Raw genomic sequence first — 20169 nt, 5'->3', positions numbered from 1 at the left:
TGCATTGAAATTTATTATTCAATAATTACACACTGATCCATTTTCATTTCTTCGAGCAATTCGTCATAACCTATGAATCTTCCTTTAATTTTAATTGCTGTATTTGTCTTGATGGTTTCAGGAATTTCATCTGTAAAGAGTACGAATAATTTTTCGTTGATCACAATTGATTTTGACTTAGAATCAATAGCAGAAATGCTTCCAGAAACAGCTATTGTTTTATCTAGATACTTTGCTGATGCAGTTTGCTCATTGCTTTTAAATTCTGTAAAAAGAGTTGTTGCAACAACAGAAAAACTTCCTTGTTCCGCAGCAATATCTCGATGCCCTTTGTAGGTGTAAAGATAAACTGCAACTGCTAGAACCAGAAGTATAAAAAAAGATATAATAATTTTATTTTTCATATTTAATTAAAATTAATTACCAAAAATAGCATAAAAATATTTAATTTTAAAAATTAAAATCTACCTTTAACATTAAAATTTTTTAATATGAAAATCCCCAGTTCCTTTTTTTTAATTGCAATTGTTTTTATTACCTCTAGTTGTGTAAATGAAACAGAATCTGATATTATAGGCAATTCCTCGCAAGTAACAATTACCTATGCAAATACTATTAAGTCAATTATAGACAATAATTGTATTTCGTGTCACTCAAATACTCCCACGAATGGTGCAAGTATTTCATTAACTACACTTCAAAATGTAAAAAATGGCATTATAAACAATACATTAATAGAAAAAATTTCAAAAGCCCAAGGTGCAGATGGTATGATGCCCTATGGTGGTACAAGGTTACCACAAAGCAAAATTGATGAAATTATTTCATGGAAAAATGCAGGATTTGAACAATAATTAAATAGAATAAAAAAAATGAAACGAACTGGTATTTTATTAGCGCTTTTTTTAGTTTTTAGCTTAAAAACTTTGGCACAAGAAAAAAAAATAACAAGAACCGGAAAAATTGTATTTGAAGCATCGATTCCTGCTTTTGAAGAAATAAAAGCAAAAAACGAAACTGTTACTTGTGTTTTAAACACCACTACTGGCGAAATTGCAAGTTTAGTTTTAATGAAAGGCTTTCGCTTCAAAGTAGCCTTGATGGAAGAACATTTTAACGAAAGTTATGTTGAAAGTGATAAATATCCCAAAGCTACTTTGAAAGGCACAATTCAAGGATTTAACGCCAACATCATTGGAACCACACCAAAGGAATTTAAAATAAAAGGCGTTTTAGAAATGCACGGAAAATCAAAGGAAATTAACACCACAGCAATGATAAAAAAAGTTGGAGATGGATTCGAAATTATTTCTAATTTCGATATTAATACCGATGATTTTAATATCGAAATTCCAAAAGTAATTGTAAAAAAAATATCTAAAAAAGTAACTATTAAAACAGATTTTTTGTTGAAATAATTTAATACTACAATTTGTAATAATAAAAAAAACTACTCTTTAATATCCTTGCATGAAAAAAAATTTCCAACACTTACTATTGATTCTGATTCTGATTCCTTTTATAGTCAAAGCTCAAGCTACAAATGCTATTTCAGAAAAAACTAAAAACATGAAATCGTATCCAGGTTTTTTTAATTTTTATTGGGAAGAAAGCACAGGGAAAATTTGGTTAGAAATTGATAAATTTAATGAAGAAGTTTTATATCAAACAACACTTCCTGCAGGTTTAGGATCAAATGATGTTGGACTTGATAGAGGGATTTTAGGCTCCACTTATGTAGTTAAATTTAGTAAAATTGGAAATAAAATTTTGATGATTGCTCCTAATTATGCCTATCGTGCAGTAAGTGGTGATGCTCCTGAGAAAAGAGCCGTAGAGCAATCGTTTGCACAATCAACCCTATGGGGATTTACCGTTTCTGCAGAAAATAATGGAAGCGTATTAGTAGATGCAACTGATTTTCTATTGCGTGATGCGATGCAAGTTTCAACCGTTTTGCAAAACACAAAACAAGGTAGTTATGGCATCGATTCGTCTCGAAGTGCACTGTATTTAGAACGCACAAAAAATTTTCCACTAAATAGTGAGTTTGAAACAACTGTAACTTTTGTAAACAAAGATGGAAAACCTGGCAATTATGTAATTTCAGTTACACCTGCGCCAGAAGCAATTACACTCCGAATGCATCATTCGTTTATGCAATTACCAGACCACAATTTCGAACCAAGACTCTATGATGTTCGCTCGCCATATATTATAAATTCCTATTTTGATTATAGCACACCTGTAACAGAACCCATTCAAAAAAACTATATCCTCAAGCATCGCTTGCAAAAGAAAGACCCAACCGCAGCTCGAAGCGAAGCTGTAAAACCTATTGTTTATTATTTAGATAACGGAACACCTGAACCCATTCGAAGTGCGTTACTCGAAGGTGCAAGTTGGTGGAATCAAGCATTTGAATCAGCTGGTTATATCAATGCTTTTCAAGTAAAAATTTTACCCGAAGATGTTGACCCAATGGATCTTCGCTACAATATAATTAACTGGGTTCATCGTGCAACTAGAGGTTGGAGTTTTGGAGCGGCAGTCGTAGATCCTAGAACTGGGGAGATAATCAAAGGCAATGTAAGTCTAGGTTCATTGCGTGTTCGACAAGATTATCTTATTGCTCAAGGATTACTTGCTCCTTTTGAGAATGGAACTATTCCAGCTGATAATAAAATGCTAAAGATGGCATTGCAAAGACTCAAACAATTAGCAGCTCACGAAGTAGGTCACACACTGGGATTGATGCACAATTATATTTCTAGTGCCCAAAATAGGGCAAGTGTAATGGATTATCCTCCACCAATGGTAACAATAAATAGTAAAAACGAAATTGATTTAAGTAATGCTTATACTAATGAAATTGGCGATTGGGATAAAATAAGTATACAATACGGATATGAGGAATTTCCAAAAGACACAAACGAAACACTTGCATTAAATAAAATTTTAGAAGATGCCATAAAAAAAGGGCTCACTTTTATTTCAGACAGAGATGCAAGAGATTCAGGTGGATTGCATCCTACTGCACACTTGTGGGACACTGGGAAAAATCCTATTTCAGAACTCAAAGATGTAATGAAGGTTCGTGAAAAAGCATTGTCACAATTTGGATTAAATAATATTACCAATGCAACTCCAATGGCAATACTTGAAGATGTATTGGTTCCCATTTACCTTTTCCATCGATATCAAGTAGAAGCTGCTACAAAAATAGTTGGCGGTATGAATTATACTTATGCTGTAAAAGGAGATGGACAAACAATAATGAATGCGGTTTCAAAAGAAGAGCAATTGACTGCTCTTAATGCAATTGTTGACTGTATAGAACCCAAAACACTTGAGCTTTCCGAAAATATAATAAAATTAATTCCACCACGTCCAGCTGGTTTAGAGTATACCCGAGAACTTTTTAAACGTAAAACTGGCCTATCCTTTGACCCGCTTGCTGCTGCAGAAGCTGCTGCAGACATTCCGCTATCGTTTTTATTTAATATCAGTCGCTTGAATAGATTAGCCGAATATCAAGTTGCGAATAATGGACTTGGACTTGATGAAATGATAACTGTACTCACTAATAGAACCTGGAAAACTTCAAGATTAAAAGGATTACAAGGAATGATTCAAAAACAAAATGAACAATTAGTGCTGACTTATTTACTAGCAGTTTCAGTAAATGATGAGGCATCTTTTGCTACCAGAGCACAAATACTTAAAGCCATTGATGATTTAAAAATATATGCAACCGCACAATTAAAAACAACGACAGACAATACAATTAAAGGATATTTGTTGCTCACATTAGACCGAATAAAAGCACCAGAAAAAGCAAAACCTACGCTACATCAAGCTGCGCCTCCAGGTTCGCCAATTGGTTGCGATATGAATTAATTTTACATTATTAACTTATTATAATATTTTACCCATGAAAATAGCTCTTTTTACTAATGAATTTCCTCCTAATATTTATGGCGGAGCAGGTGTACATATTGATTTTTTAAGCCAAGAATTAGCGAAATTGGGAGAAATAGAAGTGCGCTGTTTTGGAGACCAATCTGAAGAGGAGAAAAACATGCATGTTCAAGGAATTGATTCTTGCTTGACAAAAATGGTCGATGACAACAATACGCATATTAAAATGTTTCATAACTTGAGTAAAAATGTCGAAATGGCTCAAGCCACACCAACCGCAGATATAATTCATTGTCACACTTGGTACACTCATCTAGCTGGGATTTTCTCTCGCGAATTACTACAAGTACCTTTGATCTTAACAACACACAGTCTAGAAACACATCGTCCATGGAAAGTAGAACAATTAGGTAATGGCTATTTTCTTTCGAGATGGTTAGAAAACAAAGCCTATAACTCTGCTGATGGAATCATTGCTGTAAGCGAACAAATGAGAGACGATGTAATTGAAGCCTATGGAGTTGCCCGAGAAAAAGTAACGGTAATTCACAACGGGATTGATCCGGAATTTTATCAACCCACTTTTGACAATGATTTGCTTTTAGAATATGGTATAAATCCAAACATTCCTTTTGTTCTTTTTGTGGGTAGAATAACGCGTCAAAAAGGAATTTCGCAACTCATTGCTTCGGCGAAATATTTTAACAAAAATTGCCAAATCGTACTTTGTGCTGGAGCACCAGACACAAAAGAAATAGCTGCAGAAACCGAAGCTTTAATTGCAGAACTGCTTAAAGAAAGAGAAGGCGTTATTTTAATTTCTGAAATGTTACCGCGCGAAAAAATAAAAGTCCTTTACAGTCATGCACGAGTATTTGCTTGTCCATCACTTTATGAACCATTTGGAATCATAAATCTTGAAGCCATGGCTTGTGAAACTCCTGTAGTTGGTAGTCATGTAGGAGGAATTCCAGAAATTATTGTCGAAGGCGAGACAGGATATTTAGTTCCTCTTGAGAGTGTTTCAAGAACTGATTTTAACCCTGCAAATCCAGATGCTTTCCAGAAAGAATTTGCTGCAAAAATCAACTTGCTTTTAGACAATGAAAACCTCGCAACTCAAATGGGAAAAGCAGGTAGAGAAAGAGTTTTGAAACTATTTAGTTGGGAATCAATTGCCAAGACTACCTTTAATTATTATCAAGAAGTCATTTCTAAATTTGAAAAAGAACACGCTTAAAAACCACTATTTTTAATATGAAATTCTCTAGCTTTTTATTTTTTAGTTTATTCCTTTTCCAAAATGCATTTGCTCAACCCGCAACCGAAGTTTACTTACTTAATATTCAAAAAAACAGAGACAGTTTTAGCATAGTTCCAAACACAAAACTCGTAAATATTAGCAACAACAAAGGTTACGACAACCAACCCAGTTTTATCGAAAAGTTGAATGCTGTTGCCTATGTTAGTTCGCGCAATGAAAAATCAACCGATGTTTTTTTATACAATTTAAGCACTAACAATACCATACAATTAACGAATAATAGCGAAGCCGAATATTCTCCAAAAACTACTCCAGACGCCAAATTTATTTCTGTAGTAAAAGACAAAGATCAAAATCTGACACAAATTTCATTAGACGGATTAGTTACCGAAAAGCTGTACACATCCAAAGATTCAATAGGTTATTATTGCTGGTTGAATAAAAAAGAAATTGCTGCCTTTTTATTATCGAGACCAAAAGTTACCTTGAAATTAATCAATATAAAAAACAAAACCGAAACCTATTTGACAGATAGTATTGGACGAAGTTTATATAAATACCATGATGGAATTGTAATTTGTCAGAAGCTAAAAACCAGCAATTGGGTATCCTTTATTGATAGAAAAGGAAGTATTAAACAATGGATTGAATTACCCAAAAATAACGAAGATTTTTACTTAACAAATGATGGCTGGTTGTTTTCTTCGAATGAATCCAGCCTAATTTATTGCAATGTCAGTTCCAAAAAAATAGTATGGAAAGAATTAGCCAATTTAAACGAAATGGGGATTTCAAAAATATTTCGTCTGGCTGTAAATCAAGCTAAAAACAAACTCGTTTTTGTTTCTGAAGGAGAATAAACAATTGTATTATTAGATTAAATCAATTTTGCTTTCAAGTTTTCTTTGACTTCATCAAACCATTCGTTACGAAGAATACTCAACACAATACTGTCCCGTCGTACTTCACTATCAAGTGTTGGCATATGATTTCTAAACACACCTTCTACTTTACAGCCAATGCTTTTCATGGCGGAAACACTGCGATGGTTGTTATTGTCCGCACGAAATTCTACGCGTTCCATTCCAAGGGTTTCAAAAGCAAATTGTAATAACAGCAATTTACAATGCTTGTTTAAACCTGTTCCTCTAAAATCCTTTCCATACCAAGTGTAGCCTAATTGTATGGTTTTATGAGGCAAATTAATATCGTAAAAACGAGTGCTTCCAGCATATTTTTGGGACTTTTTATCAAAAACAATGAATGGAAATTCAGTTTTAGCTTCTCTTGCTCGCAACGCTAATTGAATGTAGTTTTCTAGATTTTCCTTTCCATTAGCACGCACTAAAGAGAATTCCCAAGTATTTGGTTCGTTGATGGAAAATTCTAATAAATTTTCGATATCAGTAATTTCTAATGGACGAAGCAAAACGTGTTCGTTTTCGAGGATTATATTTTGAGGGAAATTTTGAATTATTAGCATAGGTTTATATTGAGTTATTCACAGATGAGACGGATAAAACTGATTTCTACTGACTTTTTAATCTACTCGTTCATTTTTTGCATGACCATTATTTTCAATAAATTCTTTATTATATCTTTTTATTCTTGAGAATTGCAACAGCATTACAAGTAACATAAATACAGTGATTACAAAACTAAAAAAGAAAATTGCTACTGCTCCAGTAGCACATTTATTTCCACTTTCAGTTATTGAATAAATTGACAAAATGAAACTTAAAACTGTTATTACGAACTGTAGAAATAAACTAATTATACAGACCACTACCAAATGAATATCAATAGATTTACGCAATGATTTATTTCCAATTATATATTGAAAAACTGTTGGAATAAACAATAGCAAAATTGAGAATATTAATAACATTTCTTTCTTTTTAAAATTAATCTATTCGTTCATTTCGTCGTAACGTACTGGGATTTGTGGGTCGTAAAGCGGACATTTGAATTCTTCCATTGTATCAGCCAGAAGATTCATAGTTTTTCCTTCGGTGCCGTAGCAATCAATTTTTATAGATTGTGAAGTGGTTTTAACATGAAAAGCGCCTTTACCATTGGGGTTTTTCCAACTGTTTTCATCTACTTTTTCCCAGTTTGAGAACACGCTGTTGATTCTGTTCAGGATAACTATAACGGGAAGTTCTTCTAATCCGCCAACGATTTCTTGTTCTACAAGTGCTTCGTAAACCAAGTGATGATTGAGATAAATTCCGTCTTGATATTTCCAAAAAAGGATTTCGTACATAGTTTTATTTTTTTGCCACAGATTACACGGATTTTCACAGATTTTTGAATAATCCGAAAGCTTCCTGATTTTTTAGCCCCGATAGTAGTGAAAATCCTGTTGTTGTGAGATTGCTTCGCAAGCTCGCAATGACAGATTGTAGCGAATAGCGGGATTAGCTCCTAAAAAAAGCCCTTTTAATATTCAAAAATTCCATATTCACTAGTAATCGTTAGCTTTTTAGAGTCCGAAGCTTCTACTCTACCCACAATTTGCGCATCGACATTAAACGATTTTGAAATGGCGATGATGTCTTGTGCAATTACTTCAGGAACGTAAATTTCCATGCGGTGACCGCAGTTGAAAACTTGGTACATTTCTTTCCAATCTGTTTTTGACTGTTCTTGTATGAGTTTAAACAAAGGTGGAACTGCAAATAAATTGTCTTTTATAATGTGTAAATCGTTCACGAAATGCAAAATTTTGGTTTGCGCTCCGCCACTACAATGCACCATTCCGTGAATTTCGTTCGAGGTGTATTTATCTAAAATAGTTTTGATAATTGGAGCATAAGTCCGTGTTGGCGAAAGCACTAATTGTCCAGCATCGATTGGCGAATTCTCGACAGCATCTGTCAGTTTTACTTGACCTGAATAAATCAAATCTTCGGGAACAGCAGCATCGTAACTTTCTGGGTATTTGGTTGCCAAATATTTCCCAAAAACATCGTGTCTTGCTGATGTTAGTCCGTTGCTTCCCATGCCACCATTGTAACTTTTTTCGTAAGTGGCTTGACCAAAAGAAGCCAATCCTACAATTACATCGCCTGCTTTTATATTGGCATTATCAATAACTTTAGAACGTTTCATGCGAGCTGTAACGGTCGAATCTACAATAATAGTTCGAACAATATCGCCCACATCAGCAGTTTCGCCACCTGTAGAATGTATGGTTACACCAAAGGTATCGAGTTCTTTTATCAATTCTTCGGTGCCGTTGATTATTGCCGAAATAACTTCGGCAGTTATGAGGTTTTTATTTCTCCCGATGGTGGACGAAAGTAAAATATTATCGGTTGCGCCAACGCATAATAAATCATCGATATTCATAATCAAAGCGTCTTGAGCTATGCCTTTCCAAACCGAAATATCGCCTGTTTCTTTCCAATACATATAGGCCAAAGAGGATTTAGTTCCTGCTCCATCGGCATGCATAATGAGACAATAATCATCATCATTTGTTAAATAATCTGGGACAATTTTGCAAAAGGCTTGTGGAAACAACCCTTTGTCTATGTTTTTTATGGCATTATGAACATCTTCTTTGGATGCTGAAACACCGCGAAGCGCATATCGTTTTGAAGTAGCTGAACTCATGAAATAATTTGTGTTGTGTGCGGCAAAGATAATTATTTTTTTGAGGTTTCCTTTTGAGGATTTTAGAAGTTATATAAAATTGATAGTAAATTATTATTATGTAACCCGTTGGGTGTAATTCGTTTTTTTTACCACATAGATTTTGTGAATTTTAAAAGGCGTTTCACTTATTTTAAGAAAATCATAGCTATCTGAACCCATGAAGTGGGCTATCTAACTCTTTTTTTCTATGTATGTGGTAAAATTATTTTTTACTTGCTTTTATTAATTGCACCCAACGGGTTATTATGTAGATTTATTTTATTAAATTTGATGTAAATGTTTCATTTATAATGGATTAAAAAAAAGTGTTACTGAACAAAAATATAAATTTTTAAAACGTAATAGTATGCCAAAGTATGTAATTGAAAGAGAAATTCCAGGTGCAGGCAAATTGTCTGCTGAACAATTAAAAGCAATTTCACAAACTTCTTGTGGAGTATTAAGCAAAATGGGTTCACAAATACAGTGGGTTCATAGTTATGTAACCACAGACAAAATTTATTGTATTTATAATGCTGCAAACGAAGAAATGGTTCGTGAACACGCCAAACAAGGTGGATTTCCTGCAAATTCTGTAAGCGAAGTAGCAACTATAATTGACCCAACAACTGCAGAATAATGGGTTTAAATCAACAAAAAATGCCTATCAATTAGGATAGGCAATTTTTTGTGAAATAGTGATTGTACTTATTTTGTCAATAACAATTCTCTGTATTTTGTCAAAGTCCAAGTTTCATCATCAACGAGTAACTCGAGTTTATCGCAGTGGTTTCTGATTTCTTCGAAGTATGGTTTTACTTTGTTGCAATACGCAGTTGCCATCTCGTGCGCATCGGTCAATTGATTGGCTTTTTTTCTTTCGTTAGTCATCGCTTCTACTTTAGAATTGATTCCTTCGATATGTCCTGAAATTTCTTTTATTAAGATAATTTGCTCTTTAGCAATTGATTTGAATTCATCGCCAAAAATATCTTTCAATCCTTTTACGTTTTCAATCAAAGTGTTTTGGTAGCGGATTGCCGTTGGAATTACATGATTTGTGGCTAAATCGCCTAAAACTCTACCTTCGATTTGGATTTTCTTGGTGTATTCTTCTAATTCAATTTCGTATCGTGCTTCTACTTCTATATGATTCATGATTCCCATTTCAGCAAATAAATCCAAAGCTTGTTTTGAAGCTCTTGCTCTCAAAGCTTCTGGTGTGGTTTTAAAGTTGCTCAAACCTCTTTTTGCAGCTTCAATTTCCCAAGCTTCACTGTATCCATCGCCTTCAAAAAGTATTTTTTTAGAGACTTTAATATATTCTCGCAATACATTAAAAATGGCTTCATCTTTTTTCAAATCTTTGGTTTCGATCAAAGTATCAACCGCTATTTTGAAATCTTTGAGTTGTTTGGCAACGATCGTATTCAAAGTTGTCATTGCATTAGAACAATTTGCCGAAGAACCAACTGCTCTAAACTCAAATTTATTTCCTGTAAAAGCAAATGGTGATGTTCTATTTCTATCAGTATTGTCTAAAATTACTTCTGGAATTTTGCCTACAACATTTAGTTTTAAGTCGGTTTTTTCTTCTGGAGATAATTTTCCTGTAGAAACGCCTTCTAATTCAGCCAAAACTTTAGTCAATTGAGCTCCAATAAATACCGAAATAATTGCTGGTGGCGCTTCATTTGCTCCTAATCTATGGTCGTTACTTGCCGTTGCAATTGAACCTCGCAACAAGGCTTCGTAATCATTAACCGCTTTGATGGTATTGATAAAAAAAGTCAAAAACTGCAAATTCGTCATTGGAGTTTTGCTTGGACTCAATAAGTTAACTCCAGTATCAGTGGCCAACGACCAGTTGTTGTGTTTTCCTGAACCGTTCACTCCTTTAAAAGGTTTTTCGTGAAGTAAGACTTTCAAATCATGACGTTCAGCTACTTTTTGCATCACATCCATAAGCAAACAATTGTGATCAACCGCTAAATTTGTTTCTTCGAAAATAGGTGCAAATTCAAATTGATTTGGTGCTACTTCGTTATGACGCGTTTTTACAGGAATCCCGAGCAACATACATTCTTGCTCTAAATCCCGCATATAAGTTAAAGCACGAGTGGGAATAGAACCAAAATAATGGTCGTCTAGTTGTTGTCCTTTGGCGGAAGTATGTCCTAACAAAGTTCTACCAGTCATGACAAGATCTGGGCGAGAATTTGCTAATGATTTGTCTATCAAGAAATATTCTTGTTCCCAGCCTAATGTTGCGGTGACTTTTTTGACATTTTTGTCAAAATATTTACACACATCAGTCGCTGCATCATCCATCGCTGATAAAGCTCTTAATAACGGAATTTTATTATCTAAAGCTTCGCCTGTATACGAAATAAAAACTGTAGGAATACACAATGTTGTTCCAAAAATAAATGCTGGAGAAGTTGGATCCCATGCGGTATAACCTCTAGCTTCAAAGGTGTTTCTGATGCCACCATTTGGAAAACTAGAAGCATCTGGTTCTTGTTGTACTAATTGTGCTCCGCCAAATTTTTCTACTGGATCGCTTCCGTCATAAGAAGTTTCAAAAAAAGCATCATGTTTCTCTGCCGTTGAACCTGTTAGTGGTTGAAACCAGTGTGTATAATGAGTTACACCTTTGGCCAAAGCCCATTCTTTCATGCCCATTGCAATGTAATCGGCTAATTTTCTGTCAATTTTAGTTCCGTGCTGAACTGCACCTTGAACTCCTTTGAAAGCATCTGAAGTTAAAAAGTGCTTCATTGCTTTATCATTAAAAACATTAGAACCAAAAATCACAGATTTTCTTCCTGATTCTTCAAAATGGACTGGCTTTCTATTCGATGCTTCTCTCAAAGCTTGAAAACGTAATGTTGACATGGAAACAATTTTTATTGTTAATAATTGATTTAAATACCAAAAAACAAAGATAATCAATAAAAAACAAAAAATATCAATGTTAATAATTACGAATTTAATTTTTAATCCTTGTTAAAATTGCTTTTTTTAAAATATACCCCTATCTAAAATACACTTATGAGAAAAATAACATTCAATTAAACAAAAAACACCCCCTGATTTTTAGTAATAAAAAAAATAATTTACTTTTGTCGAAAATTATAATTACAATAATTAATTTATAGCATTATGGCAAAAATAAAATTAGAATACCTTTGGTTAGATGGTTACGAACCAACTCAAAATTTAAGAAGTAAAACTAAAGTAGAAGAGCACGAAAACTTTAAAGGAACTTTAGAAGAAATTGGAAACTGGTCGTTTGATGGTTCGTCAACAAAACAAGCTGAAGGTGGTTCATCTGATTGTCTTTTAGTTCCTGTTGCTATTTATCCAGATCCAACTCGTATCAATGGTTATTTAGTAATGACCGAAGTTATGTATGCAGATGGTGCTGCTCACCCATCAAATGGTAGAGCAACTATTGATGATGATGGTGATTTCTGGTTCGGTTTTGAACAAGAATATTTCATAATGGACACTAAAACTTTATTACCATTAGGTTTTCCTATTGGTGGATATCCTGCACCACAAGGAATGTACTACTGCTCAGTAGGTGGAAAAAATACGCACGGAAGAAAATTAGTTGAAGAACATGCTGATTTATGTATCGCAACTGGACTTAACTTTGAAGGTATCAACCAAGAAGTTGCCTGTGGGCAATGGGAATTTCAATTGTTTGCAAAAGGCGCAAAAAAAGCAGGTGATGAAATTTGGATAGCTCGTTATTTATTAGATAGATTAACAGAAAAATACGGTTATTATATTGAATACCATCCAAAACCACTTGGTGATACTGACTGGAATGGTTCAGGAATGCACGCTAACTTCTCTAACGAAGTTTTAAGAACTTGTGGAGATCAAGCAACTTACGAAAAAATATGTGAGGCTTTCCGTCCAGTTGTTGAAGAACACATTGCAGTTTATGGAGCATACAACGAACAACGTTTGACTGGTAAACACGAAACAGCGTCTATACATGATTTCTCTTATGGAGTTTCTGATAGAGGAGCATCTATAAGAATTCCATTATATACTGTTCAACATGGTTGGAAAGGATATCTTGAAGACAGAAGACCTGCATCTAATGGTGACCCATACAAAATTGCAGCAAGAATTATAAAAACTGTGAAATCAGCATTGTAAATATCAGTTCTCTATTTTATAAAATGTCTCGCAAGATTGCGAGACATTTTTTTTACTTAAAATCTAAAATTTAATTTTTAAATTGACGTCAAAAAGTATCTTTGCATAAATACCTTTATAATTCGTAATTTTTAATTAACAAAATATGATTGTCTGGATTTCATTTTTAACAGCCATTATGCTATTTCTTGCACTCGATTTAGGTGTGTTTAATAAAACACCACATATTATTAGTAGCAAAGAAGCAGGTAAATGGACTGGAATATGGGTAACATTATCCTTTCTTTTTTCTGGAGTTATTTACTGGTTGTATGGTACAAATTATATTGAAAATCCTGACGGACTGAAACCTGCAGTAGCATCTATAAAATATATAACGGGTTATCTTATAGAACTATCCTTGAGTATTGATAATATTTTTGTTATCGCCATTATTTTTGCAGCATTTAAAATTCCACAAAAATATCAACACCGGGTTTTGTTTTGGGGAATTCTAGGCGCTATTGTATTTAGAGGTTTAATGATATTTTTTGGTGTTCTGCTTATCAATAAATTCAGCTGGACTACTTATTTGTTTGGTGGTTTCTTATTATTTACAGCTATTAAAATGTTTTTTTCTAAAGAAGAAGACGAATTTGAACCTAAAGAATCTTTCGTTTATAAAATAATTGGAAAAATTATTCCGATTACAAGCCATACAGACAAAGAGCATTTTTTTCTAAAAAAAGAAGGAAAAACATTTGCTACACCTCTATTTGTAGCTCTAATTGTCATTGAAGTAATGGATGTTTTGTTTGCCGTTGACAGTGTTCCTGCAATTTTGGCAATTACTTCGGACCCATTTTTAGTATTTAGCTCTAATATTTTTGCCATATTAGGATTGCGTTCGATGTATTTTTTCTTGGCAAATATGCTAGCAAAATTTGATTATTTAGAATACAGCCTTATTGTTATTTTGAGTTTTGTGGGTCTAAAAATGTTATCGCATGACTTTATCGAAATTCCAGAATGGGCATCACTTGCTTTTATTGCAATTGCCCTTTTAACGGGAATCTTATTTTCTTTAAAACAGAGTAAGCCAGAAAACAAAAAGTAAATTAATAAACAAAAACCTTTATTCATAAAAAAAGGAAATCTCTCGATTTCCTTTTTTTTATGATTAAATACTACAAATCAACTTTTTGAATTTGACTTTCGTTTATTTTTAAAACCGACATAACTTCGGAAAAATTATTTTTATCAACCGAACTCAATAAACTAGATGGTAAAATTACAATACGAAAAGTTTGATTATCTAAAAATTCTGGTGTCAATTCTAAATCATAATTTCCACTAGCATATATGGTGAAATCTTTTTTACTAAAATCGTAATCATAATCAATTTCTCTGCCTCCACTTAAATAAATTGTTCTAGGAATTAATTGCCAAATTGGAGTACTAGAATTTAGACTCCCTGTTAATCTGTATACCAAAATCGTTTCATCATTATACAAATCACCACCCAGTTTATTATTAAAAGTGTCATAAATATAAAATCCATCATTTGCATTATAATTAAAGTTTTTATTTTTAATTTCAAATGCTTGAGGAATTGTATCATTATCTTCAATTGGAGCATTGTCATTTACGGTACAACTTTGGAAACTTACTATTCCAAAAACGGCTAAAAGTGTAATTATTTTTTTCATGATTTTAAGATTTAGTGATTAATACTTTTAGACTCTATTCACGAACTGTGCCAAAGTTTATTTTATAAATATTGAGTTCCAAAAAATAAAAAAATAAATGCACTTAAGTAAGTTGTCTGCATAAAAAAATAAGGCAGTCTAAAAACGTTCATTATATGATTTTTTTTTAGCCTGCAAATAAAGCCTACTAAAATCATAAGGTAATTCCTAAATTATCAACAACTTACAAAGTTATTCCATTATTAAAATTAATTTATGACTGCACCTAAAATTAAATAAAAACACCCTTTTTTACTACAAAATATAAAATCATTGTGTATTTCGTCGATTTTATTATACATTTTATCGATGAAATGAAATGACTTTATAAATTTGATACCTACTTAACCTACTAAGTTATACCTATCATGAAAAAATTAATAACAGCTACACTGTTGGTAATAAGCAGTATTTCATTTTCCCAAAATGTTAATTCTTTGTGGAAATTGTCATCCAGAAATAGCCATTCGCAAAGTATCAATAAAACTGACTTGCCGTTAAAACATTTGTTTGATTTAGATTTGAATGCTTTAAAAATCAAATTGTCTTCCTCTCCAAACAGGAATGCTACACATATCAATTCAAAGACTATTATATCCTTACCGAACAGCGATGGAAAAATAGAAAACTTTAGCGTTTATGAAAACAGTGTTATGGATCCAGAATTAGCAGCAAAATTTCCTGAAATTAAATCTTATGTTGCCATAGGTATTGATAACCCAAATGCCCGAGCATATTTCAGTAACTCACCATTAGGATTCAAATCCATGACTTTATACCCAGATCAATCTGCCGTTTTTATAGAACCCATAACAGCAGATTTGAACACGTATACTGTGTACAAAAAATCAGATAAAGAAGCTTCATTAGATAAATTTGAATGCACCGTTATCGATTATGTTCTTGGTAACAACCAAAAAACAACAAATACTAATATATCGTATAAAGGTGCTGACGATGGTAAATTAAGAACTTTCAGACTAGCATTGTCTTGTACTGCAGAATATGCTGCTTATTTTGGTGGTACAAAAGCTCTAGCTTTGGCAGGCATGAACAATACTCTGACCAGAATCAATGGAGTTTTCGAAAAAGACTTTGGCTTAAAACTTATTCTAATAGCTAATAATGATAATGTAATTTATACAAATGCTACAACTGATCCTTATTCGGATTACACCAGTAAATCAAATTGGAGATCTGAACTTAAATCAAATCTAACAAATACAATAGGATTAGCAAACTATGACATAGGCCATTTATTGGGAGCTGCTGCTTTTGGTGGTGGTGGTGATGCAGGCTGCATTGGTTGTATTTGTAGTGACTTCAACAAAGGTTCTGGTTATACTTGTGGCAACCCAAGCCTTTTTAGTGGTGATGCATTTGATATTGATTATGTTGCCCATGAAATAGGACATCAATTAGGTGCAAACCACACTTATACTTACGTTAATGATAACGTTATAGCGCAAATGGAACCTGGTAGTGGTTCCACAATAATGGGATATGCTGGAAGTACAAACCAAAATATTCAATCTCACTCCGATGCTTATTTTCATGCTATAAGCATCCAACAAGTAACGGACAACATTAAAGCTAAAACCTGTTCTGTACTAATTTCAACTGGTAATGCAGTTCCAACTGTTAATGCAGGATTAGATTACACTATTCCAAAAGGAACCCCTTTCCAATTAAATGGTTCAGCTACTGATAGTAATACGAATGATTTGCTTACTTATAACTGGGAAGAAATGGATTTAGGAAATGCAACAACGTCAAGACCAAGTGCAATAGCTACAGCTGGGCCACTTTTTAGATCTTATCCCTCAAGTACTTCTGCTACACGATATTTACCAAAAATGAATACCATTTTAGCAGGATCAACTACAACTTCAGGATCAGCAATACCTGTGGAAGTGCTTCCAGATGTTGCCAGAACGTTAAACTTCAGGTTAACTGTTCGCGACAATAGAGCCAGTGGTTCAGCAAATAATACAGATGATATGATTATTACAGTAGATGGCAACTCGGGTCCATTTACCATAGATTCTCAGAATAGCAGCGCAACCTATAACGCTGGGTCTACTCAAATCATTACTTGGACTGTAGCTGGAACCGACGCAAATGGGGTGAACTGCGCTACAGTTGATATTTTATTATCAACCGATGGAGGAGTAACATTTCCAAATACATTATTATTGGGAACATTGAATAATGGTTCCGCTAATGTTGTAATACCAAACATTCCCGGAACCACTAACAGGATTATGATTAAAGGAACTAATCAAATCTTCTTTGATGTAAACAACGCAAATTTCACTATTACTGGCTCAGGAACTGCAGATACAATAGCTCCGACAACATCTGTAATTTCTGCTTCTGGGATTACAACTTCGACTACGGAATTGTCTTGGACTCCAGCAACTGATAACATTGGAGTTACAGGTTACAACGTGTATCAAAACGGAGTATTGAAAACAACTATTTCTGGTACTTCATTGTCGGTTTCTGATTTAACAGCTTCAACTGTTTACAGTTTCCATGTAAAAGCTAGGGATTCTGCTGGGAATTTATCCGTTTCAAGTAATACAATAAATGTAACTACGCTGTCATTAATTACCAAAGCTTCCTACTGTACTTCAAATGGAATCAGTACCACTATCGAATATATAAACAAAGTTCAAATTGGCTCTATAAATAACATTTCTGGAAATAATAAGGGATATGGAGATTTTACTTCAAAATCAACCGATTTGTTTATTGGAAATAGTAATAATATTGTAATTACTCCTGCTTGGAATGGATTAGCTGTAAGAGAGGCATATAGCGTTTGGATTGATTATAATCAAGATGGCGACTTTGATGATAGTGATGAACAAATTTTCATTAAATCCAAAACTAAAGCTATTTCTGTTAATGGAAGTTTTTTTATTCCAACTACAGCTTTACTTGGTCCAACAAGAATTAGAGTATCTATGAAATATAGTGCTTTTCCAAGCAGTTGCGGTTCCTTTTCGAAAGGGGAAGTAGAAGATTATACGGTAAATATTAAATCTGCATCTACTGCAAAACCTGAAAAAGATATTGTTGTGATTAATATTGATGACACTGAGATTAATCTTGAAGATAAAAACCTCCCAATAAAATTGTTTCCGAACCCGGTAAATGGTGATGTTATCTATATTACAAATCTTGAAAAACCTGCTGGTTTTAGAATTTTCAACTTAATTGGGCAAGAACTAGAGAGTAATCATATTCAAAATGATACTGTTTATGTTGGTTCTCTAAAAGCAGGAATATATTTAATCGAAGTCAATGATGGAATTTCAATAACTAAAAAACTATTTATAAAGGAGTGATTATTTCAAAATAATAATTTTATTTTAAAAAATAAAAAACCGCCTCAAAATAATATTGAGGCGGTTTCCCTTAAAAATTAAATACTTTTTATTCTGTTGACGATAGTACTTGTTTAACTGAACTTCCACGATTAGTAGTGACTTTTACAAAATACACTTGCTCTTTTCCTTTATTTAATTTAAGGTTTAAAGTAACTTCTTTGTTCAAATAACTATTCGTATCATTTTTAGTTAATATTGAAATACCTTGTGAATTAATTACTTCAATTTTCACATTAGACACATAGTCAAATTTGTATTTAATTGTTAGAACATCTTTGAAAGGAACTGGATAAGCAACAAATCCTATTTTAGAATTTGAACTAACTTTTGCTAATTCAATTATAGGAGAAGGAACTGTATCTGGTACTGGGCATTCTGGTATATTATAGCCCACAAATATTCTACACTCATCAAACGCATTATTGATTATATCGACTACATTGGCAATATTACTTAATGATAATCCAGCTGGAACGCCTCCGTTCCCTAATGCTTTATTTGCCATGTCAAACAATCCTTGTATTGTTTTATCTGTTAAAGCATCTACTACATTAGCTGGTATTGTATAATATTGATAATCGTTTGTAACTGTGCCATCAGCATTACATACTCTAGGTACTTTTATTTTTGAACCACAACCTCCAAGTGGCTCGGCAATTGCCATAACACCGCCTTGTAATTTGAAACTTCCAAGTTCACTATCTACACCTAAATTAAGTCCTAAAGTTATCGTTTGGGCTAATAAAGTATTGTTAATATTTCCTTTTCTCAAATAAGTACTAGCTCCTGTAATATCACTTAATTTTTTATCTACTGCTGGCAATACATAACTACTTCCACCACCAGGTAAAACTCTTACAATATCATCAATATCTTCTGTTGATTGCATCCAAACTGAATGTCCAGGCAGACCAATAGTCATTTTTCCTGAAGGATATGATTCTAAAGCTTTTTTGATTAATTCTTCAGTCGAGTATGTAACACCATCAATACAAGCTTTTCCTCCATAGTTTCCATAAGCTCCTTGAGTGTATGTACAATTTGCACCACAAGGTTCTCCTTTACCTACTTCAATTGGTATATCAGTAGTACAAGCTCTTTGATAATCATCCCTAACAACATAACTATAAAATCCCGCAGGTAAATTTTCAAATGTTACGGTATACGGTTCGGCATCATCTGCACTTGTAACAGTAACTATTGCAACTGGATTACCATCTTCAAACAACTCAACTACATATGGAAGTGTAGCTCCAGAAGCTGTAACTGTTATTGTACCCGTCTCTTCTCCTTCGCATAAAACATCTGTTTTTACATAAGAACATAAAATTCTACAACCGTTTTCTATAATAAAAGTTGATGAACAAGACTCTTTACAACCAGTTTCTTTATTTGTTAGTGTCCAAGTAACTGTAACTTTTGCTGTTGCATCAGCATTTGGGTTTTTAGGACCATCACCATTATCAGATTTTACAGTACCTGAATCATATACATAGGTAATATCAACTGTATAAAGATTAGTGTCGTATGTAAACGTATTTAACCAATCTGAAAATTCATTATCAGTATTTACTTGTGATTTAACTTTTGTTACACCACAAAGAATTGTTGTAGATACTGGGTCAAGACAAGTAAATGGTTCAGATACAAACCAAGTAAATGTTCTTTCACAAGTGCTAGTAAATCCACATGTTCCTGCTGCTGTATAGGTAAAGGTCTGTGAACGGTTAAATCCATCAACGATTATATCTCCTGCTGAACAGTCAACTTTTACAGGACCACACTCATTATAAGCTGTAATGTCAGTAGCACAAGTTGGAGGAGTCGGGTTACAACCTAGGGCTGTAGTTCCATTAACACAATTATCAAATATAGGTGCAGTAACTACTTTCCATGTTACGGTACGGCTTTGCTCTACTGCATCATTTCCACATAAATCCTCTACATTAAAGTAACGGGTTTGGGACCACATACATCCATTTGTATTCGTTGCATCGCCTGTTCGTACAACTATCGAACCCGTTAGGTTGCCATCGCA

Annotated in this window: 17 protein-coding genes; 9 read left to right on the top strand and 8 right to left on the bottom strand. The window is 33.4% G+C overall.

Features of this window, described 5'->3' with window-relative positions; translation table 11 throughout:
* Nucleotides 1-14: 14 nt before the first annotated feature.
* Entirely contained in the window at nucleotides 15-404 is a 390-nt protein-coding gene (locus RMO53_RS07145; RefSeq protein ID WP_310379289.1) for an OB-fold protein, read from the bottom strand.
* Nucleotides 405-491: 87 nt separating this feature from the next.
* Here RMO53_RS07145 and RMO53_RS07140 point away from each other — a divergent pair, with 87 nt between their 5' ends.
* From RMO53_RS07140 to RMO53_RS07120, 5 genes are read left to right on the top strand one after another with little or no spacing between them, the layout of a single operon-like run.
* Nucleotides 492-854 (top strand): c-type cytochrome, encoded by a 363-nt coding sequence (locus RMO53_RS07140; RefSeq protein WP_310379288.1) that lies wholly within the window; start codon nucleotides 492-494, stop codon nucleotides 852-854.
* Between the two features lie 18 nt (nucleotides 855-872).
* Entirely contained in the window at nucleotides 873-1418 is a 546-nt protein-coding gene (locus RMO53_RS07135; RefSeq protein ID WP_310379287.1) for a YceI family protein, read from the top strand.
* A 52-nt stretch (nucleotides 1419-1470) separates the two neighbouring features.
* Nucleotides 1471-3900 (top strand): zinc-dependent metalloprotease, encoded by a 2430-nt coding sequence (locus tag RMO53_RS07130; RefSeq protein WP_310379286.1) that lies wholly within the window; start codon nucleotides 1471-1473, stop codon nucleotides 3898-3900.
* A 34-nt stretch (nucleotides 3901-3934) separates the two neighbouring features.
* Nucleotides 3935-5161: a glycogen synthase gene (gene glgA / locus RMO53_RS07125; protein ID WP_310379285.1), complete on the top strand. Its 1227-nt coding sequence runs from the start codon at nucleotides 3935-3937 to the stop codon at nucleotides 5159-5161.
* Between the two features lie 17 nt (nucleotides 5162-5178).
* Nucleotides 5179-6045 carry a hypothetical protein gene (locus RMO53_RS07120; protein WP_310379284.1) on the top strand — a complete coding sequence of 289 codons (867 nt, stop codon included), beginning with the start codon at nucleotides 5179-5181 and terminating at the stop codon, nucleotides 6043-6045.
* Between the two features lie 17 nt (nucleotides 6046-6062).
* Here RMO53_RS07120 and RMO53_RS07115 read toward each other — a convergent pair whose 3' ends face one another.
* From RMO53_RS07115 to RMO53_RS07100, 4 genes are all read right to left on the bottom strand, one after another.
* On the bottom strand, nucleotides 6063-6668 hold the full coding sequence (locus RMO53_RS07115; RefSeq protein WP_310379283.1) for a GNAT family protein: 606 nt from the start codon (nucleotides 6666-6668) through the stop codon (nucleotides 6063-6065).
* 57 nt (nucleotides 6669-6725) lie between these two features.
* The gene (locus RMO53_RS07110; RefSeq protein WP_310379282.1) at nucleotides 6726-7073 is read right to left on the bottom strand and encodes a hypothetical protein; all 348 of its coding nucleotides are present in this window, start codon (nucleotides 7071-7073) and stop codon (nucleotides 6726-6728) included.
* A 21-nt stretch (nucleotides 7074-7094) separates the two neighbouring features.
* Nucleotides 7095-7451, bottom strand: coding sequence for a hypothetical protein (locus tag RMO53_RS07105; RefSeq protein WP_310379281.1), 357 nt, complete (start codon nucleotides 7449-7451; stop codon nucleotides 7095-7097).
* A 176-nt stretch (nucleotides 7452-7627) separates the two neighbouring features.
* Nucleotides 7628-8806, bottom strand: coding sequence for an AIR synthase related protein (locus tag RMO53_RS07100; RefSeq protein WP_310379280.1), 1179 nt, complete (start codon nucleotides 8804-8806; stop codon nucleotides 7628-7630).
* A 388-nt stretch (nucleotides 8807-9194) separates the two neighbouring features.
* Here RMO53_RS07100 and RMO53_RS07095 point away from each other — a divergent pair, with 388 nt between their 5' ends.
* The gene (locus tag RMO53_RS07095; protein ID WP_310379279.1) at nucleotides 9195-9467 is read left to right on the top strand and encodes a DUF4242 domain-containing protein; all 273 of its coding nucleotides are present in this window, start codon (nucleotides 9195-9197) and stop codon (nucleotides 9465-9467) included.
* 68 nt (nucleotides 9468-9535) lie between these two features.
* On the opposite strand, the gene RMO53_RS07090 is transcribed toward RMO53_RS07095, so the two are convergent.
* Entirely contained in the window at nucleotides 9536-11725 is a 2190-nt protein-coding gene (locus tag RMO53_RS07090; protein WP_310379278.1) for a glutamine synthetase III, read from the bottom strand.
* 267 nt (nucleotides 11726-11992) lie between these two features.
* Between RMO53_RS07090 and RMO53_RS07085 the strand changes: the two genes are divergently transcribed.
* Together RMO53_RS07085 and RMO53_RS07080 are read left to right on the top strand one after the other, a co-directional pair.
* Complete coding sequence (locus RMO53_RS07085; RefSeq protein WP_310379277.1) at nucleotides 11993-13006, top strand: glutamine synthetase beta-grasp domain-containing protein; 1014 nt, start codon at nucleotides 11993-11995, stop codon at nucleotides 13004-13006.
* 145 nt (nucleotides 13007-13151) lie between these two features.
* A complete protein-coding gene (locus RMO53_RS07080) occupies nucleotides 13152-14102 on the top strand; it encodes a TerC family protein (protein WP_310379276.1) in 951 nt (316 codons plus the stop codon).
* A gap of 70 nt (nucleotides 14103-14172) precedes the next feature.
* On the opposite strand, the gene RMO53_RS07075 is transcribed toward RMO53_RS07080, so the two are convergent.
* Nucleotides 14173-14694: a hypothetical protein gene (locus RMO53_RS07075; protein WP_310379275.1), complete on the bottom strand. Its 522-nt coding sequence runs from the start codon at nucleotides 14692-14694 to the stop codon at nucleotides 14173-14175.
* Nucleotides 14695-15101: 407 nt separating this feature from the next.
* Here RMO53_RS07075 and RMO53_RS07070 point away from each other — a divergent pair, with 407 nt between their 5' ends.
* Nucleotides 15102-18089 carry a reprolysin-like metallopeptidase gene (locus tag RMO53_RS07070; RefSeq protein ID WP_310379274.1) on the top strand — a complete coding sequence of 996 codons (2988 nt, stop codon included), beginning with the start codon at nucleotides 15102-15104 and terminating at the stop codon, nucleotides 18087-18089.
* Nucleotides 18090-18177: 88 nt separating this feature from the next.
* On the opposite strand, the gene RMO53_RS07065 is transcribed toward RMO53_RS07070, so the two are convergent.
* A partial coding sequence (locus tag RMO53_RS07065; RefSeq protein ID WP_310379273.1) for a T9SS type A sorting domain-containing protein occupies nucleotides 18178-20169 on the bottom strand: 1992 nt, incomplete at its 5' end.

The sequence above is a fragment of the Flavobacterium sp. genome, from assembly GCF_031409475.1.
GTDB lineage: Bacteria > Bacteroidota > Bacteroidia > Flavobacteriales > Flavobacteriaceae > Flavobacterium.
This window is presented reverse-complemented; position numbering and strand designations above follow the sequence as displayed.

What these genes read in the sequence shown, in the direction of transcription:
- RMO53_RS07105 (WP_310379281.1), bottom strand. Translation starts at nt 7,451, where the DNA reads ATGTACGAAATCCTTTTTTGGAAATATCAAGACGGAATTTATCTCAAT.
- RMO53_RS07110 (WP_310379282.1), bottom strand. Translation starts at nt 7,073, where the DNA reads ATGTTATTAATATTCTCAATTTTGCTATTGTTTATTCCAACAGTTTTT.
- RMO53_RS07080 (WP_310379276.1), top strand. Translation starts at nt 13,152, where the DNA reads ATGATTGTCTGGATTTCATTTTTAACAGCCATTATGCTATTTCTTGCA.
- RMO53_RS07095 (WP_310379279.1), top strand. Translation starts at nt 9,195, where the DNA reads ATGCCAAAGTATGTAATTGAAAGAGAAATTCCAGGTGCAGGCAAATTG.
- RMO53_RS07145 (WP_310379289.1), bottom strand. Translation starts at nt 404, where the DNA reads ATGAAAAATAAAATTATTATATCTTTTTTTATACTTCTGGTTCTAGCA.
- RMO53_RS07070 (WP_310379274.1), top strand. Translation starts at nt 15,102, where the DNA reads ATGAAAAAATTAATAACAGCTACACTGTTGGTAATAAGCAGTATTTCA.
- RMO53_RS07135 (WP_310379287.1), top strand. Translation starts at nt 873, where the DNA reads ATGAAACGAACTGGTATTTTATTAGCGCTTTTTTTAGTTTTTAGCTTA.
- RMO53_RS07090 (WP_310379278.1), bottom strand. Translation starts at nt 11,725, where the DNA reads ATGTCAACATTACGTTTTCAAGCTTTGAGAGAAGCATCGAATAGAAAG.
- RMO53_RS07085 (WP_310379277.1), top strand. Translation starts at nt 11,993, where the DNA reads ATGGCAAAAATAAAATTAGAATACCTTTGGTTAGATGGTTACGAACCA.
- RMO53_RS07120 (WP_310379284.1), top strand. Translation starts at nt 5,179, where the DNA reads ATGAAATTCTCTAGCTTTTTATTTTTTAGTTTATTCCTTTTCCAAAAT.
- RMO53_RS07100 (WP_310379280.1), bottom strand. Translation starts at nt 8,806, where the DNA reads ATGAGTTCAGCTACTTCAAAACGATATGCGCTTCGCGGTGTTTCAGCA.
- RMO53_RS07075 (WP_310379275.1), bottom strand. Translation starts at nt 14,694, where the DNA reads ATGAAAAAAATAATTACACTTTTAGCCGTTTTTGGAATAGTAAGTTTC.
- RMO53_RS07140 (WP_310379288.1), top strand. Translation starts at nt 492, where the DNA reads ATGAAAATCCCCAGTTCCTTTTTTTTAATTGCAATTGTTTTTATTACC.
- glgA (WP_310379285.1), top strand. Translation starts at nt 3,935, where the DNA reads ATGAAAATAGCTCTTTTTACTAATGAATTTCCTCCTAATATTTATGGC.
- RMO53_RS07115 (WP_310379283.1), bottom strand. Translation starts at nt 6,668, where the DNA reads ATGCTAATAATTCAAAATTTCCCTCAAAATATAATCCTCGAAAACGAA.
- RMO53_RS07130 (WP_310379286.1), top strand. Translation starts at nt 1,471, where the DNA reads ATGAAAAAAAATTTCCAACACTTACTATTGATTCTGATTCTGATTCCT.